Source organism: Microcella daejeonensis, from assembly GCF_026625045.1.
In the GTDB taxonomy this organism is placed as follows: Bacteria; Actinomycetota; Actinomycetes; order Actinomycetales; family Microbacteriaceae; genus Microcella; species Microcella daejeonensis.
Map to the genome: position 1 here is coordinate 2,571,475 of NZ_CP113089.1, position 14,234 is coordinate 2,585,708.

The window sequence follows — 14,234 nt, forward strand, 5'->3', positions numbered from 1 at the left end:
ATGTATAGGTATAGACCTGGAGTCCGAGTGCCCCCGGGGAGGGGGGTCCTTTCCCAGACCATTGCCAGTGTCATGCCAGCGAGCGCAGCACCTCCACGGCGAGGTCGGCGCGATCCGTCACGATGCCGTCGACGCCCCGTTCCAGCAGACGGCGCATGGTCGTCGGATCGTTGACCGTCCAGACGTGCACCTCGAGCCCGGCGCCCTGGAACGCCCGCAGCAGCGGGGGAGAGGTGGTCTCGATGCCGAGCGCGCGCTCGGGGATCTGCACGGCGTGGAGTCCGGCCAGTGCCGCTCGCGCGACGGGGTGCAGCCCGAGCCGCGCGGCGAGCAGCGCGGTCGCGAAGCGGGCGCACGAGGCGCTCGACGCCACTCCGGGGGCGAGCCGCACGGCCGCGGCGCGCCGTTTCTCGCTGAACGAGGTGAGCAGCACCCGATGCTCGGCGCGATGCCGGCGCACGGCCTCGGCGGTCGGCGCGATGGCGGCCGCGCTCTTCACATCGATGTTGAACCGCGCCTCGGGGAACGCCTCGAGCGCCTCATCGAGCGAGGGCATGCCGTGGCCGCCGCCCAGGTCGAGCTGCCCGAGCGCGCGGGCGTCGAGGTCGGCGACCGCGCCCGGCCGGCCGGCGACCCGCTCGAGCTCGGAGTCGTGCGCGATGACGGCGACGCCGTCGCGACTGGCGTGCACGTCGGTCTCGAGGTGGGTCACCCCGACCGCGAGCGCGTGGGCGAAGGCGAGCAGCGTGTTCTCGGGCGCCTCCGTCGCCAGCCCCCGGTGCGCGAGCACGCGGGGGCCGACCGGGCTGAGGTACGGGTGGGCGGGCACCTAGCGGGCTGGTCCGGTGGCCGGGGGAGCGGCGCTCGGCGCGGTGGGGGCACCGGGAGCGCTCCCGCCGGGGAAGAAGCCGGCACCGATGCCCTTGAGCGCCTCGGTGAGCTCGCTCGGGATGATCCACATCTTGTTCGCGTCGCCGGCGGCGAGCTTGGGCAGCGTCTGCAGGTACTCGTAGGCGAGCAGCTGGCTGTCGGGATTGCCGGCGTGGATGGCGCCGAAGACGATCTTGATCGCCTCCGCCTCGGCCTCGGCGCGCAGCACCTGGGCCTTCGCGTCGCCCTCGGCCTTGAGGATGGCCGACTGGCGGGCGCCCTCCGCCTCGAGGATCTGCGACTGCTTGGAGCCCTCGGAGGTGAGGATGACGGCGCGACGGTCGCGCTCGGCGCGCATCTGCTTCTCCATCGAGTCCTGGATGCTCGCGGGCGGGTCGATCGCCTTGAGCTCGACGCGGTTGACGCGCAGGCCCCACTTGCCGGTCGCCTCGTCGAGCACGACGCGCAGCTGCCCGTTGATGTTGTCGCGGCTGGTGAGCGCCTCCTCGAGGTTCAGCCCTCCCACCACGTTGCGCAGAGTCGTGACGGTGAGCTGCTCCACGCCGGCGAGGTAGTTGGCGATCTCGTACGTCGCGGCGCGCGCGTCGTTGACCTGGAAGTAGATGACCGTGTCGATCGAGACGACGAGGTTGTCCTCGGTGATGACCGGCTGCGGCGGGAACGACACCACCTGCTCGCGCATGTCGACGAGGGGCCGCATGCGGTCGATGAAGGGCACGAGGATGTTGAGCCCCGGCTGGAGGGTCTTGTGGTACCGGCCGAGACGCTCGACGACGCCGTTGTACGCCTGCGGCACGATGCGGATCGACCGGAGGAGGACGACCCCGACGAAGATGCCGAGGACGACGAGCAGGGCGATGACGAACAACTGCCCGATGAACTCGGTGGGGCTGGTCATGCGGAGGCGTTCCTTTCCTCGGGGGCGACCTCCACGGTCGCTCCGTCGACGCGGACGACGATCACGCGGTCGCCCTCCGCGAGGGTGGTGGTCTCGTGAGCGGGATCGAGCCGGGCCGTCCAGGTCTCGCCGTTGGCGAGCTTCGCGTAGCCCTGGCCGTGCACGTCGAAGGGGGCGGTCACGCGCGCCCGCATCCCGGCGAGGGCGTCGACGTTCGTCCTCGACCCGCGCTCGTCGCCGCCGCGCCGCAGCGTCTTCAGCAGCAGGGGCCTGATGGTGAACAGCAGCAGCCCCGAGACGACGGCGGCCGCGCCGACCTGCAGGTACCACTCGCCGCCGAGGAGGTTGACGCCGAGGCCGCCGAGCAGGCTGCCGGCGCCGATCATGAGGAAGGTGAACTCGAGGGTGAGCAGCTCGATGATGACGCAGATCAGCACGAACACGATCCAGACGATCCAGAGGTACTGGGTCAGATCCACGAGCATCGGCGCCTCTTCCCGGGTCGAGTGGTGCCGACGCTATCACCGGCCCCCGACCAGCGCCCGGCTCCCTCACCGCTCTCCGGCGACGCGATAGTCTCGGGGCCGTGAACAGCCCTCTCCCCGCCGGCGCGCTCGCCGGAAAGTCCGTCCTCGTCACCGGATCCTCCCGCGGCATCGGCGCCGACACCGTGCGCCTGTTCGCCGAGGCCGGCGCGAACGTCGTCATCAACTACCGCTCGAAGGCGCCGCGCGCGCAGAAGCTGCTGACCGAGCTCGAGGCCGCCGGCACCGAGGGTCTCGCGATCGGCGCCGACCTCACCGACCCCGACTCGGTCGCGGCGATGATGGATGCCGTGCGCGAGCGCTTCGGCAGCCTCGACGTGCTCGTGCTCAACGCCTCCGGCGGCATGGAGGCGAACATGGGCGAGGACTACGCCCTGCGCCTCAACCGCGACGCGCAGCTGAACGTGCTCGACGCCGCGCTGCCGCTGCTCGGTGCCGCGTCCCGCGTCGTCTTCGTGACGAGCCACCAGGCGCACTTCATCCGCACGGTGCCGACGATGCCCGAGTACGAGCCGGTGGCGCTGTCGAAGCGCGCGGGCGAGGACGCCCTGCGCGAGCGCATCCCGCACCTCGAGGCCGCCGGCATCGGATTCACCGTGGTCTCGGGCGACATGATCGAGGGCACCATCACGGCCACCCTGCTCGAGCGGGCCAACCCCGGCGCGATCGACGCCCGCAAGCAGGACGCGGGGCGGCTCTACAACGTGGCCGAGTTCGCCGCCGAGGTCGCCCAGGCCGCCGTCGACCCGGTCCCCGCCGACAACACGCGCCTCGTCGGCGACACCTCCTCCTTCACCGCCGCGGGGGAGTAGCCCCGTGGCGGCGACCCCCGGGCTGCGCCGCACCTCGCGCATCCTGCTGCTCGCGCCCGACGGCGCGGCTCTGCTCTTCATGACGGCCGCGCCCGACTCCTCGCGGTTCTCCCGCTGGATCACCCCGGGCGGCGGCGTCGACCCGGGGGAGTCGCACGCCGATGCGGCCGTGCGCGAGCTCTTCGAGGAGACGGGGCTGCGCATCGACGCCGTCGACGAGCCCGTGCACTCCCTCGACTTCGACGTCGCCTGGGACGAGGCCGACCACGATCGCGGCCACGCCGAGTACTACCTCGTGCGCGTGCCGGAGCGCTTCGAGCCGAGCTCCGATCACTGGACGGACGAGGAGCACGTCGACGTGACGGCCCATCGCTGGATGACGGCCGAGGAGCTGGAGTCGGGCTCGGAGCCTTTCGAGCCCGCCGAGCTGCCCGCCCTGCTGCGCCGCTTCGCCCCGGACGCACCGGCATGACCGTCGCGATGGATGCCCGTGCCGAGCTGCTCGCCCTGCTCGAGCAGGTGCACGCCGACGAGCAGGAGTCGACCCTGCCGACCTTCGCGCACGCCGACGCCGTCGATCTCGGCACCCGAGCGCTCGCCCTCGCGCTCGAGCGCGGCCTGGCGGTCGCCATCCGGGTGATGCGCGGTGACCAGCTGGCCTTCCACGCGGCGACGGCCGGCACGAGCGCCGACAACGATGCGTGGATCGAGCGGAAGATCCGGCTCGTGCGTCGGCTCGAGATCAGCAGCCTGCAAGCCCGCGTGCGGCACGAGCTCGACGGCGACGACCTGGGCTGGCTCGACCCGGTGCAGTACGCGCTGGCCGGCGGGTGCATCCCGCTGCGGATGGCCGGGGGAGCGCTCGTGGGCACCCTCACGGTCTCGGGTCTGCCCGACGTCGACGACCACGCCCTCGCCATGGAGGCCGTGCGCGCGCATCTTGCCGGGTGACGCTCCGAGCGGATCGTGGTTCACTGCAGCCATGGTGTTCGCGGCGCATGCAGCAGGGGAGTCGGCCCTGCTCACGATGCGCGCGCTCGTCGACGTGATCCCCGGTACGCAGTACGACCGGGCCGCGACCGTGGGGCCGTTCTTCTCGAGCTGGGTCTCGATCGTCATGATCCTGCTCGTGATCATGTGGGCCGCGGCCTTCGTCTCCATCGCCGCCCACCGCGACGGGATGCCCCCGCGCGCGCTCATCGGATGGATCGTGGTCGTCATGGTCGGCGGTCCGGTCGGCGTGGCCCTCTGGTTCGGCCTCGGCGCTCGGCACCGCGCCGCCGACTAGGGAGCGGCACGCGGCCGCCCTCAGCGGAGGAATGCTCGCGCTCGCGCCCTCCAGGTGATTGACTGCCGACATGATCCCCGCACTGGCGACCCTCGACGGCGAGACCGCGAACCCGATGCTGCCTGCCGGCTACGACCTTCTGTTGACGCTCGTGCCGATCATGATGATCGCGCTCATCGCCGCGTCGCTCGTGTCGATCGCGCGCCACAGCGACGGATTGTCGCCGTTGGCGACGGCTGTCTGGTCGGCCGTCGTGCTGTTGGCGCCGCTTCTCGGCCCAGCCGCATGGGTTCTCATCGGGCGCGCGCAGGTGCGGCAGTCGCGACTCGACGTCACGACGAAATCGCGATGAGAACGGCGGACTGACCCCGCTTCGGCGGATCGATCCGGAATCCGATAATCATCATTATGTCAGCTCGGCGGGACGGGCGGCGGCCTCGCGGCCCGGCCCCGAGCCTCTCCTCGACGCAGCGATCGTTGCGAGGAACGATGCGCCCTCACGCCACTCCGCGTGGACCACGCACCGAGCAGGCGGATTCCTGCCTCGACTGGCAGAGTCGGATCTGCTCGCGCCGTGACCCGCGAGGATGACTCGCCTCGGCGCGCATCCCCTCCGACACCAGGACAGCCCGTGACCATCGACTCCTCGTCATTCATCGACGTACCCGTCATCGACACCGAGCGGCTGCGCCTCGAGCCGCTCGGGCTCGACCACTTCACCGGGCTATGGGCCTCCCTCGCCGACGAGGAGAGCAGGCGACTCACGGGAACGACCGAGTCGTTCGAGGAGTCGCAGGTGACGACGTGGCTGTCAGGATTGGCCGAGAGGGATGACCGTGCCGACTGGGCGATGATCCTCCGCGAGACGGGAGAGTTCATCGGGGAGGTCGTACTCAACGAGCTCGATGCCGAGGCGGAGGCCATGAACTTCCGCATCGCGCTGGCAGGCGCCGCGTTCCGAGGACGCGGCTTCGGCACGGAGGCGACGCGCGCCGTCGTCGATCACGCGTTCGACGTCATCGGCCTGCACCGCATCTCGCTCGACGTCTTCGACTTCAACCCGAGCGCTCGCAGAGCGTACGAGAAGGCCGGGTTCGTGTTCGAGGGTCTGCAACGAGACACTCAGTTCATCGACGGCGCGTGGCGGTCGTCGGTGATGATGGCGATCCTCGCCGACGATCCCCGGCCCTGGCGCTCGGAGCCGGTGAGCGCAGACGGCAGCTGACCTGCTCGGGTTGAAGGGCGTGCACCGTCTCCGTGGCCGCCGAGCGCCCGCGCCGACCACCGCCTGGCCCCGAAGCGCCACGAGCCGCCGCGCCCAGGATGCGTACCGCCCGACTCGATCACGACAGCTCAGACGCGCGCATCCCCCGACACTCGCCCGGCCGCCGCATCCATCACGGCCGTCGAACGCGCACCGGTCCACGTCCACGCCGACCGCAGGATGTAGGCCAGAATCAGGACCTCGACCCCGATCGTCAGGGCGTAGTAGAAGGCCCACTCCCCCGTCGCCCCGGCCGCGTTGAACACCATGATCGGGATGTACAGGGCGGCGATGACGAGGTTCGTGGCGCGGTTCGCTCGGGCGGGCAGCGCCATGGAGAGCATGACCATCAGGGCCGGGATCGCGATGATGACGAAGAAGACGGACATCAGGGCGCCGCTGATGGCGAAGTCGAAGATGACGCCGCTGCGGATGAGGTCGATCTCGCCGGGCTGGTACAGGTGGAAGTAGTCGATGTAGATGACGAGGAACATGAGGCTCGTCCAGGCGGCGGCGAGTTTCGCCTGCACCGATATCGGCGGTTCCTGACGGGCAATGCTGGCGGATGCTCTGGTCATGGTCTTCTCCATCGTTCGGTCGATCGGCGGGTCGGCAGGGCAGCGGTCGCTGATGCCGCGGAAGTGCCGCGCGCGTCGGTCCCACCCCCGGCATTTCGTACGGCGTACGACTCCCGTACGCCGTACGATATTCGTACGCTGTACGATCGTCAAGACCGCGAGGGAACGGAGACCGCCATGACGGCCGGAGCGACCGACGGCGACACCGCCAGTGCCAGCGCCAGCAGTGCCCCGCTCAGCAAGGAGCGGGTGCTGCGGACAGCCCTCGCCCTCGCTGACGCCGAGGGCATCACCGGGCTCACCATGCGCCGACTGGCGCGAGAGCTCGGCGCCGGGGCGATGTCGCTGTACCACCACATCCGCAGCAAGGAGGAGTTGCTCGACGGCATGGTCGACCTCGTCTTCGCCGAGCTGACCCTGCCCGAGAGCGGCGGGGACTGGCGGGCGGCGATGCGCGCGGAGGCCGTGTCGGCGCGGGAGGTGCTCGCCCGGCACCGCTGGGCGATCCCCCTCATGGAGTCGCGCACAACGCCCGGGCCGGCGAATCTCCGCCACCGCGAGGCGGTGACCGCGACGCTCCGCACCGCCGGATTCTCGGTGCGGATGGCCACCCACGCGAACTGGCTTCTCAACAGCTACGTCTACGGCCACGCGCTGCAGGAGGCGGGCCTACCCTTCGCCGACGCGACCGAGCTCGGCGACATGATCCCCGAGGTGTACCTGCCGCAGCTGCCGGCCGAGCAGTACCCCTATCTGCACGAATCCGCCACCCAGCTCATGGCGGGCGACTACGACCCCGCGGACGAGTTCACCTACGGCCTGGACCTCGTGCTCGACGCCCTCGAGCGCGCTCGCATCGCCGACGAGTAGTGACGCCGGGGCCGGAATATGCTTGTATTCCTCATATCCCCGAGCCGGCGTCGATGCGCGCTCGCTCCCGTCGAGGAAACCGGTGCACCGCATGACCCGCTCCCCCGCTCGTCGAGACCGGGCCCGCGCGGCGGCCGTCACGGTCGCCCTCCTCGCCCTCACCGTGAGCGGGTGCACGGCGGGCACGTCGCCATCCGCCGGTCCGAGCCCGGCCGCGACGCCTGCGGCGGCAGACCCGCCCTCCGGGCAGATCAGCGCCGAGCCCGTCACCGGTACCGGGCCGAGCCCCTATCCCGGCACCGACTTCCCCCTCAATGCCGGAGCTCGATCCGTGATCATCGAGTTCGCCTGCGAGGGCGGCCATGAGTTCTCGGTGGAGCTCGGAGACTCGATGGCGCAGGGGCAGGCGCCCCTCAGCGGCACCTGCGACGGTGTCACCGACCTCGCCTGGCCGGTGACCGGTCAGGCGAGCACGCGACTGTCCGTCGTCATCCCCGAGGGCGTCGACTGGTCCGCCACACCCCTGTTCTCCGCCGAGGAGTTCTTCATCGATCCCGACCTCGAGGCCGAGTGCGAGCGCGCCATCGTCCCGCTCAGCGCGCTGTCCAACGCGGAGTCCGGCTTCACCGTCTACGCGGCCTTCGACGAGACGGAGTGGGCGAGCCGACTCGACGGCGCGGCCACCGAGCTCGCTGCCATGGGCGCGGAGTCGCGCACATCGCTCGCGGACTCCTTCACGCAGCTCGCCGCGATCGCGAGCGCCTCCGATCGCGTACCGGGCGAGCTCCTCGCCCGCACGCAGGAGGCGCATAACCGCGTCGCCGCCACCTGCGCCGAGAACCAGACCGCGATCTACACGATCGCCGAGTTCGGCGGCTGAGACGCCCGAAACGGTTCATCGATCCGGTGCCCGACAACCCCTGGCCGCGAGGAATGTCGATCCGCGTCGACAGCGAGCCGCGTCTGCTGCTCGAGGCGCTGTGGGCCCGCAACGCTCTCGGCCTGAATCCCCCGGTGGATGCTCCGCCGCCCCTCCTCGACGCTCCCTCGCCCGCTCGTTCCTCCGCCGACGTGACCGAGCTCGAGACCGCGTGGGCCGAAGTCTGGTCGGCCGTCCTCGGCCACGCCGGAGCCTCCGTCGACCCCGTCGCGCTCCACGAGCGGCTGCTCGCCACGCCGGACGGATCCCCCGAGCGCGCCACCCTCATGCGGGCCGCCCTCGGCTCCGGCTGGCGCGACCGCTTCGGCGACCTCGGGCTCGGTGCCGACTTCGACGCGTGGAGCCGGCGACGGTTCGAGGCCCGAACCCGGCGCGCATACCCTCCCCTGGATCAGACCCCCGAGCACCTCTCGCTCGATGCGCTCATCGCCGCGTGGCAGGCGGGGCTGACGACCATCATCACAATCCCCTGCCCCGGCGACTACACCCGCGCCCTCAGCCGCACGACGCTGCTCATGACCGAGGCGACCCGCGACGATCCGGCGCGCTACGCCGCCGCACTGGCCACCGTCCGCTGACCGGGGGTCGGCAGGGTCGTGTTCGCGGTGGGCATTACCGGGATGCCGCTGCCGGGCATCCCGTGATCGCTAGCCTCGGCGCATGACTCCCGACGACGCAGCACCACTCGACGACGCCGAGACCCGGATGCTCGACGCGATGCTCGCGAGCGACGTCGATGCGCTCGACGCGCTCATCGCCGAAGAGCTCGTGTTCACGCTGCCGGACGGCTCGTCCACCGGCAAGCAGGCCGACCTGGAGGCGCATCGGACCGGCGCCACCCGGTTCGAGCGGCTCGACGTGCAGGAGCGGAACTCCCACCGCGAGGGCGATTCCGGCACGACCGAGACGCGCGTGCAGGCCGTCGTGCTGTGGCAGGGCGCGCGCATCGAGTCGGCGCTCACCTACCGGCGCACGTGGCGCCTCATCGACGGCCGCTGGCAGGTGGTCGCCGGCAGTGCGATGCCGACCTCCGGCGCATCCGCGGCCGACGTCCGTCCTCCCGGTCGGGCGTGACGAGGCGGTCAGCGCCCCCCGGCCACCTCGGGCAGATCCGGAGGCTCCGGCACGACGCGCAGACCCGCGGGCGTGTTGCTCAGCCGCACGAGCTCCTCGACCCAGGCGCGGTTGAGTCGCGGCTCGCGGCTGCCGTCGAAGTCGAACTGCAGCGGGATGGTCGGGTTGATCCAGATCGAGCTGTGCCCGCTGCCGGAGGAGACCGAGTACTCCCACGAGAAGGTGAAGCTCTCGCCGCGCCGCACCTTCGACAGGATGACGATCTTCAGGTGGGCGAGCACGCGATCGTCGAAGTCGACGGTGATCGACGGCGTGCCGTAGATGAATCGCCCCACGGCTACTGCCCCAGCCCTTCGTCGATGTCGGCCATCATCGCGTCGATGTCGACCGCGGTGCGCTCGGCATGCGGGCCGGATTCGACCGTCGCCGCGAGGCCGATGCTCGGGAGCTCCGGCACGGGGAATCTCTCCGTCTCGTGATCGACGTGCAGGTCGTCCTCCGCCGACACCTCGATCTGCGTGTCGGCACCGACCACGAGGGTGCTGACCGAGGTCTGGCCGTCGTCGCCGAGCACCGGGATCTCGACCGGGACGCTGCCCTCGGTCGTCGACACCGAGGTGATGTACTCCACGAGCGCCGCCGCGACCGCGTCGCCGGTGACGACCGAGCCGCTGCTGAACCGGATGCGCTTCATGGGCTGAGCGTAGCCCCGAGTGCGGGGCCCGCCTACCGGTCGGCGGCCGCGAGATGCTCCCGGAGGTGCTCGAGAACCGAGACGTGCCCGTCGCCGTCGTGGATCGCGAGCAGGGCATCCCGCAGCCTCTCGGCGAGCATCGCGGCGTGCGCGACCGGGATGATGCGATCGGCAGACCCGTGCGCGAGGGTGACGGGCGCGGCGACCGAGGAGAGCGCGAACCCCCAGTCGGTGACGAAGGCGACGTCGTCGTCGACGGCTCCCCCGTCCATGAGCGCATCGGCGGCACCCGCGTCCTGGCCGAGCACGCCCCACTCCCCCTCCAGCGCCGTGTAGTCGCGGGCGGTGAACGAGCGCGGCTCCCAGACCTCGGGGTGGGCGCCGCGAGCATCGATGCCGCCCACCGCGGCGCGCAGGGCGCCGGGGTCGACCATGCCGGCGAACCACTCGTCGGCGCCCGCGTAGGGCGCCGGGCATCCCGCGACGACGACGGCACGGATGCGCGCCGGCTCGGCCGCGGCGAGGGCGAGCGCGTGCGGTCCGCCGCCCGAGTACCCGGCGACGAGCACGTCGCGCAGATCGTGCCGCCGCAGTGCAAGGGCCGCGTCGAGCGCGCCCTCGGCGACGCTCCTGCCGGGCCGTCGCGGCGCGCCGCCGTAGCCGGGGCGGGCGACGCAGACGAGCTCGCGTCCGAGCGCGCGGGCGATCGCGAGAACAGGGTCGAGCAGCCGGCCGGTGTGCGGGGTGCCCGCCTGCCAGAGCAGCACCCGCGATTCCGGGGTGAGCTCGGCGGAGGCGTGCACGATCGGGGCGGCGCTCGCCGCATCGGGGTCGGTGCCCTCGGTCGATGTCATGCGCGCATCCTCCCGCAGATCGGGCTCGGCGGCGGGCGGATCACCGACCCCGCGCGCCACCCCTCCCCCGTATCCTGACCGCATGAGCGAGACCGCCGCCGATCCGCACCCTGCGACGGATGCCCGGCACCCCGCCGATCGTCACGACCTGATCCGCGTGGTCGGCGCGCGCGAGAACAATCTGCGCGAGGTGAGCGTCGAGATCCCGAAGCGCCGCCTCACGGTGTTCACGGGCGTCTCGGGCTCGGGCAAGAGCTCGCTCGTCTTCGACACGATCGCGGCCGAGTCGCAGCGCATGATCAACGAGACCTACAGCGCCTTCGTGCAGGGCTTCATGCCGAGCCGCGCCCGCCCCGACGTCGACCTGCTCGAAGGCGTCACGACCGCGATCATCGTCGACCAGGAGCGCATGGGCGCCAACGCCCGATCCACGGTCGGCACCGCCACCGACGCGAACGCGATGCTGCGCATCCTGTTCAGCAAGCTCGGCGAGCCGTTCATCGGGGCACCGAACGCCTTCTCCTTCAACATCCCGACCAGCCGCACGAGCGGCGTGCGCACCACGGCGACGGGCGAGCGCATCATCGTCGACGACGAGATCTACCTCGGCGGAATGTGCCCGCGGTGCGAGGGCATGGGCTCGGTCTCCGACATCGACCTGGCGCAGCTCTACGACGACAGCCTCTCGCTCGCCGAGGGCGCGCTGACCATCCCCGGGTACACGGTCGACGGGTGGATGGTGCGCATCTTCACCGAGTCCGGGTTCCTCGACGCCACCAAGCCCATCCGCGACTACACCGAGGCCGAGCGGAACGACTTCCTCTACCGCGAGCCCACCAAGGTCAAGCTGCAGTCGATGAACATGACCTACGAGGGTCTCGTCCCGAAGATCCAGAAGTCGTTCCTCTCGAAGGACCGCGAGTCGATGCAGCCCCACGTGCGCGCCTTCGTCGACCGCGCGGTCACCTTCACGACCTGCCCCGAGTGCGAGGGAACCCGTCTCACCGCCGCGGCGCGGTCCTCGCGCATCCGGGGCGTCTCGATCGCCGACGCCTGCGCGATGCAGATCAGCGACCTCGCGGACTGGGTGCGGGGCCTCGACGACGCCAGCGTCGCGCCGCTGCTGACCGTGCTGCAGCAGACGCTCGACTCCTTCGTCGAGATCGGGCTCGGCTACCTCTCGCTCGACCGGCCGTCCGGCACGCTCTCGGGCGGCGAATCGCAGCGCACCAAGATGATCCGGCACCTGGGCTCCTCCCTCACCGACGTCACCTACGTCTTCGACGAGCCCACGATCGGCCTGCACCCGCACGACATCCAGCGCATGAACGAGCTGCTGCTGCGCCTGCGCGACAAGGGCAACACGGTGCTCGTGGTCGAGCACAAGCCCGAGACGATCCAGGTCGCCGACCACGTCGTCGACCTCGGCCCGGGGGCCGGCACCGCGGGCGGCACGATCTGCTTCGAGGGCACGGTCGCCGAGCTCACCGCGAGCGGAACGCTCACCGGCCGTCATCTGCATGATCGCGTCGCGGTGAAGGATGCCCCGCGCACCCCGCGCGGCGTCATCGAGGTGCGCGGCGCGACCTCGCACAACCTGCACGGCGTCGACGTCGACATCCCCCTCGGCGTGCTCGTCGCCGTGACCGGCGTCGCCGGATCGGGCAAGAGCTCGCTCATCCACGGCTCCGTCGCCCCGCGGGACGGGGTCGTCGCGATCGACCAGGGAGCGATCCGCGGGTCCCGCCGCAGCAGCCCCGCGACCTACACGGGCATGCTCGACCCCATCCGCACCGCCTTCGCCAAGGCCAACGGGGTCAAGCCCGCGCTCTTCAGCGCGAACTCCGAGGGCGCGTGCCCGGCCTGCAAGGGCGCCGGCGTCATCGAGATCGATCTCGGCATGATGGCGGGGATCGCCACCCCGTGCGAGGCCTGCGAGGGCCGCCGCTTCCAGGCCAGCGTGCTCGAGCACCGCTTCGGGGGGAAGGACATCAGCGAGGTGCTCGCCCTTCCCGCCGCCGAGGCCGAGGCCTTCTTCGCCGAGGGCGCCGGGCGCATCCCCGCCGCCCACGCGATCGCGCGGCGGCTCGTCGAAGTCGGGCTCGGCTACATCGGTCTCGGCCAACCGCTCACGACCCTCTCGGGCGGCGAGCGGCAGCGTCTGAAGCTCGCGGCGCACCTCGGCGAGAAGGGCGACGTCATCGTGCTCGACGAGCCGACCGCGGGTCTGCACCTCGCCGACGTGCAGACGCTGCTCGACCTGCTCGACCGGCTCGTCGACTCGGGGCGCTCGGTCATCGTCATCGAGCACCATCAGGCCGTCATGGCGCACGCCGACTGGATCATCGACCTCGGCCCGGGCGCCGGGCACGACGGCGGGCGCATCGTCTTCGAGGGCACGCCGGCCGAGCTCGTGGCGACGCGCTCGACGCTCACGGGCGAGCACCTCGCGCGGTACGTGGTGGGCTGACGCCGCGCAGGGCGGGCACCGTCCGCCCTCGGAGAAACCCGCGGTGAGCGGGGTCCGATTGCCCCAGAATCGGGGCATGGCACGAATCCTCATCCTCGGCGGCACGGCGTGGCTCGGTCGGCTCATCGCGGCGAGCCTCGTCGCCCGCGGCGACGACGTCACGTGCCTCGCGCGCGGGGCATCCGGAACCGTCGCCCCGGGAGCGACCCTCATGGCTCGCGACCGACGCGAGCCCGGCGCCTACGACGAGGCGGGCAGCACGCGCTGGGACGCGGTGATCGAGCTCGCCTACGATCACGATCTCGTGACGGGCGCCCTCGAGGCCCTCGCCCCGAGGGCCGAGCACTGGACGATCGTCTCCTCCGTCTCCGTCTACGCGGCGAACGACGAACCGGGCGCCGACGAGACCGCGGCGCTCGTCGAGCCGACCGATCCGAGCGACTACGCGCACGCCAAGGTCGCCGCCGAGCAGGCGACGGCCGACCGGGTCGGCGATCGGCTGCTCATCGCGCGCCCCGGCCTCATCGTCGGGCCGGGCGACGGCAGCGACCGCTTCGGCTACTGGGTCGGGCGGTTCGCGCTCGCCGGGGGCGGGCCCGTGCTCGTGCCGGGGCGGGCCCAGCAGTCCGCGCAGGCGATCGACGTGCGCGACCTGGCGGCGTGGGTCGCCGACGCCGCTCGCTCCCGCGTCACCGGCACGGTCAACGCCGTCGGCGATCCGACGCCTCTCGACGAGGTCCTCGCGCTCGCGGCCGAGGTCGCCGACTCCTCCGCCCGCCTGGTGCCGGCCGACGACGACCGTCTCATCGAGCACCGCGTCGCGCCCTGGGCCGGCCCTCGATCCCTGCCCCTGTGGCTGCCGGCGGAGTACGAGGGATTCGCACGACGCTCGAACGAGCACTACCGCGCCGCGGGAGGACGCCTGCGGCCGCTGCGCGACACGCTCGTCGACACCCTGGCCGACGAGCGCGAGCGCGGGCTCGATCGGCCGCGGCGCGCCGGGCTCACCCGGGAGGACGAGCTCGAGCTCATCGCCGCGTTCGACCAGGGCTGAGA

At 71.7% G+C, this 14,234-nt stretch carries 19 protein-coding genes; 12 read left to right on the forward strand and 7 right to left on the reverse strand.

All coding sequences use genetic code 11. From position 1 onward, the window contains the following. Nucleotides 1-70: 70 nt before the first annotated feature. The 3 genes from OVN18_RS12355 to OVN18_RS12365 are packed head-to-tail and all read right to left on the reverse strand — an operon-like array spanning nt 71 to nt 2,274. Complete coding sequence (locus OVN18_RS12355; protein WP_267781061.1) at nt 71-829, reverse strand: glycerophosphodiester phosphodiesterase; 759 nt, start codon at nt 827-829, stop codon at nt 71-73. Beyond that, nucleotides 830-1,789 (reverse strand): SPFH domain-containing protein, encoded by a 960-nt coding sequence (locus tag OVN18_RS12360; protein WP_267781063.1) that lies wholly within the window; start codon nt 1,787-1,789, stop codon nt 830-832. It abuts the gene before it with no gap. Then, entirely contained in the window at nt 1,786-2,274 is a 489-nt protein-coding gene (locus OVN18_RS12365) for an NfeD family protein (protein ID WP_267737324.1), read from the reverse strand. The genes OVN18_RS12360 and OVN18_RS12365 overlap by 4 nt, the downstream gene beginning before the upstream one ends. A gap of 101 nt (nt 2,275-2,375) precedes the next feature. Between OVN18_RS12365 and OVN18_RS12370 the strand changes: the two genes are divergently transcribed. The 6 genes from OVN18_RS12370 (at nt 2,376) to OVN18_RS12395 (ending at nt 5,659) form a co-directional block, all read left to right on the forward strand. Next, nucleotides 2,376-3,146: an SDR family oxidoreductase gene (locus OVN18_RS12370; protein ID WP_267781064.1), complete on the forward strand. Its 771-nt coding sequence runs from the start codon at nt 2,376-2,378 to the stop codon at nt 3,144-3,146. A gap of 4 nt (nt 3,147-3,150) precedes the next feature. Then, the gene (locus tag OVN18_RS12375; RefSeq protein WP_267781065.1) at nt 3,151-3,618 is read left to right on the forward strand and encodes an NUDIX hydrolase; all 468 of its coding nucleotides are present in this window, start codon (nt 3,151-3,153) and stop codon (nt 3,616-3,618) included. Continuing rightward, nucleotides 3,615-4,097 carry a heme-degrading domain-containing protein gene (locus tag OVN18_RS12380; RefSeq protein WP_267781066.1) on the forward strand — a complete coding sequence of 161 codons (483 nt, stop codon included), beginning with the start codon at nt 3,615-3,617 and terminating at the stop codon, nt 4,095-4,097. Before OVN18_RS12375 ends, OVN18_RS12380 begins: the two co-directional genes overlap by 4 nt. Before the next feature lie 31 nt (nt 4,098-4,128). Next, nucleotides 4,129-4,434, forward strand: a complete 306-nt coding sequence (locus OVN18_RS12385; protein WP_267781067.1) for a hypothetical protein — start codon at nt 4,129-4,131, stop codon at nt 4,432-4,434. Nucleotides 4,435-4,504: 70 nt separating this feature from the next. After that, nucleotides 4,505-4,786, forward strand: coding sequence for a PLDc N-terminal domain-containing protein (locus tag OVN18_RS12390; protein ID WP_267781068.1), 282 nt, complete (start codon nt 4,505-4,507; stop codon nt 4,784-4,786). Between the two features lie 279 nt (nt 4,787-5,065). Then, entirely contained in the window at nt 5,066-5,659 is a 594-nt protein-coding gene (locus OVN18_RS12395) for a GNAT family N-acetyltransferase (RefSeq protein WP_267781069.1), read from the forward strand. A gap of 128 nt (nt 5,660-5,787) precedes the next feature. Here OVN18_RS12395 and OVN18_RS12400 read toward each other — a convergent pair whose 3' ends face one another. Beyond that, nucleotides 5,788-6,276, reverse strand: a complete 489-nt coding sequence (locus tag OVN18_RS12400; protein ID WP_267781070.1) for a DUF6326 family protein — start codon at nt 6,274-6,276, stop codon at nt 5,788-5,790. Nucleotides 6,277-6,453: 177 nt separating this feature from the next. Between OVN18_RS12400 and OVN18_RS12405 the strand changes: the two genes are divergently transcribed. The 4 genes from OVN18_RS12405 (at nt 6,454) to OVN18_RS12420 (ending at nt 9,160) form a co-directional block, all read left to right on the forward strand. After that, the gene (locus tag OVN18_RS12405) at nt 6,454-7,146 is read left to right on the forward strand and encodes a TetR/AcrR family transcriptional regulator C-terminal domain-containing protein (protein WP_267781071.1); all 693 of its coding nucleotides are present in this window, start codon (nt 6,454-6,456) and stop codon (nt 7,144-7,146) included. Between the two features lie 91 nt (nt 7,147-7,237). After that, a complete protein-coding gene (locus tag OVN18_RS12410) occupies nt 7,238-8,026 on the forward strand; it encodes a hypothetical protein (RefSeq protein WP_267781073.1) in 789 nt (262 codons plus the stop codon). A gap of 53 nt (nt 8,027-8,079) precedes the next feature. Next, entirely contained in the window at nt 8,080-8,664 is a 585-nt protein-coding gene (locus tag OVN18_RS12415) for a hypothetical protein (RefSeq protein ID WP_267781074.1), read from the forward strand. 82 nt (nt 8,665-8,746) lie between these two features. Next, entirely contained in the window at nt 8,747-9,160 is a 414-nt protein-coding gene (locus OVN18_RS12420; protein WP_267781075.1) for a nuclear transport factor 2 family protein, read from the forward strand. 8 nt (nt 9,161-9,168) lie between these two features. Here OVN18_RS12420 and OVN18_RS12425 read toward each other — a convergent pair whose 3' ends face one another. From OVN18_RS12425 to OVN18_RS12435, 3 genes are read right to left on the reverse strand one after another with little or no spacing between them, the layout of a single operon-like run. Further along, nucleotides 9,169-9,495, reverse strand: a complete 327-nt coding sequence (locus OVN18_RS12425) for a DUF7882 family protein (protein ID WP_267737341.1) — start codon at nt 9,493-9,495, stop codon at nt 9,169-9,171. 2 nt (nt 9,496-9,497) lie between these two features. Further along, nucleotides 9,498-9,854, reverse strand: coding sequence for a hypothetical protein (locus OVN18_RS12430; RefSeq protein ID WP_267781077.1), 357 nt, complete (start codon nt 9,852-9,854; stop codon nt 9,498-9,500). 32 nt (nt 9,855-9,886) lie between these two features. Then, a complete protein-coding gene (locus tag OVN18_RS12435; RefSeq protein WP_267781079.1) occupies nt 9,887-10,708 on the reverse strand; it encodes an alpha/beta fold hydrolase in 822 nt (273 codons plus the stop codon). Nucleotides 10,709-10,790: 82 nt separating this feature from the next. Between OVN18_RS12435 and OVN18_RS12440 the strand changes: the two genes are divergently transcribed. Together OVN18_RS12440 and OVN18_RS12445 are read left to right on the forward strand one after the other, a co-directional pair. Then, on the forward strand, nt 10,791-13,178 hold the full coding sequence (locus tag OVN18_RS12440; RefSeq protein WP_267781080.1) for an excinuclease ABC subunit UvrA: 2,388 nt from the start codon (nt 10,791-10,793) through the stop codon (nt 13,176-13,178). Nucleotides 13,179-13,254: 76 nt separating this feature from the next. Continuing rightward, nucleotides 13,255-14,232: an NAD-dependent epimerase/dehydratase family protein gene (locus OVN18_RS12445; protein WP_267781081.1), complete on the forward strand. Its 978-nt coding sequence runs from the start codon at nt 13,255-13,257 to the stop codon at nt 14,230-14,232. Nucleotides 14,233-14,234: the final 2 nt, after the last annotated feature.

What these genes read in the sequence shown, in the direction of transcription:
- OVN18_RS12380 (WP_267781066.1), top strand. Translation starts at nt 3,615, where the DNA reads ATGACCGTCGCGATGGATGCCCGTGCCGAGCTGCTCGCCCTGCTCGAG.
- OVN18_RS12365 (WP_267737324.1), bottom strand. Translation starts at nt 2,274, where the DNA reads ATGCTCGTGGATCTGACCCAGTACCTCTGGATCGTCTGGATCGTGTTC.
- OVN18_RS12435 (WP_267781079.1), bottom strand. Translation starts at nt 10,708, where the DNA reads ATGACATCGACCGAGGGCACCGACCCCGATGCGGCGAGCGCCGCCCCG.
- OVN18_RS12390 (WP_267781068.1), top strand. Translation starts at nt 4,505, where the DNA reads ATGATCCCCGCACTGGCGACCCTCGACGGCGAGACCGCGAACCCGATG.
- OVN18_RS12405 (WP_267781071.1), top strand. Translation starts at nt 6,454, where the DNA reads ATGACGGCCGGAGCGACCGACGGCGACACCGCCAGTGCCAGCGCCAGC.
- OVN18_RS12400 (WP_267781070.1), bottom strand. Translation starts at nt 6,276, where the DNA reads ATGACCAGAGCATCCGCCAGCATTGCCCGTCAGGAACCGCCGATATCG.
- OVN18_RS12410 (WP_267781073.1), top strand. Translation starts at nt 7,238, where the DNA reads ATGACCCGCTCCCCCGCTCGTCGAGACCGGGCCCGCGCGGCGGCCGTC.
- OVN18_RS12420 (WP_267781075.1), top strand. Translation starts at nt 8,747, where the DNA reads ATGACTCCCGACGACGCAGCACCACTCGACGACGCCGAGACCCGGATG.
- OVN18_RS12445 (WP_267781081.1), top strand. Translation starts at nt 13,255, where the DNA reads ATGGCACGAATCCTCATCCTCGGCGGCACGGCGTGGCTCGGTCGGCTC.
- OVN18_RS12440 (WP_267781080.1), top strand. Translation starts at nt 10,791, where the DNA reads ATGAGCGAGACCGCCGCCGATCCGCACCCTGCGACGGATGCCCGGCAC.
- OVN18_RS12430 (WP_267781077.1), bottom strand. Translation starts at nt 9,854, where the DNA reads ATGAAGCGCATCCGGTTCAGCAGCGGCTCGGTCGTCACCGGCGACGCG.
- OVN18_RS12385 (WP_267781067.1), top strand. Translation starts at nt 4,129, where the DNA reads ATGGTGTTCGCGGCGCATGCAGCAGGGGAGTCGGCCCTGCTCACGATG.
- OVN18_RS12415 (WP_267781074.1), top strand. Translation starts at nt 8,080, where the DNA reads ATGTCGATCCGCGTCGACAGCGAGCCGCGTCTGCTGCTCGAGGCGCTG.
- OVN18_RS12360 (WP_267781063.1), bottom strand. Translation starts at nt 1,789, where the DNA reads ATGACCAGCCCCACCGAGTTCATCGGGCAGTTGTTCGTCATCGCCCTG.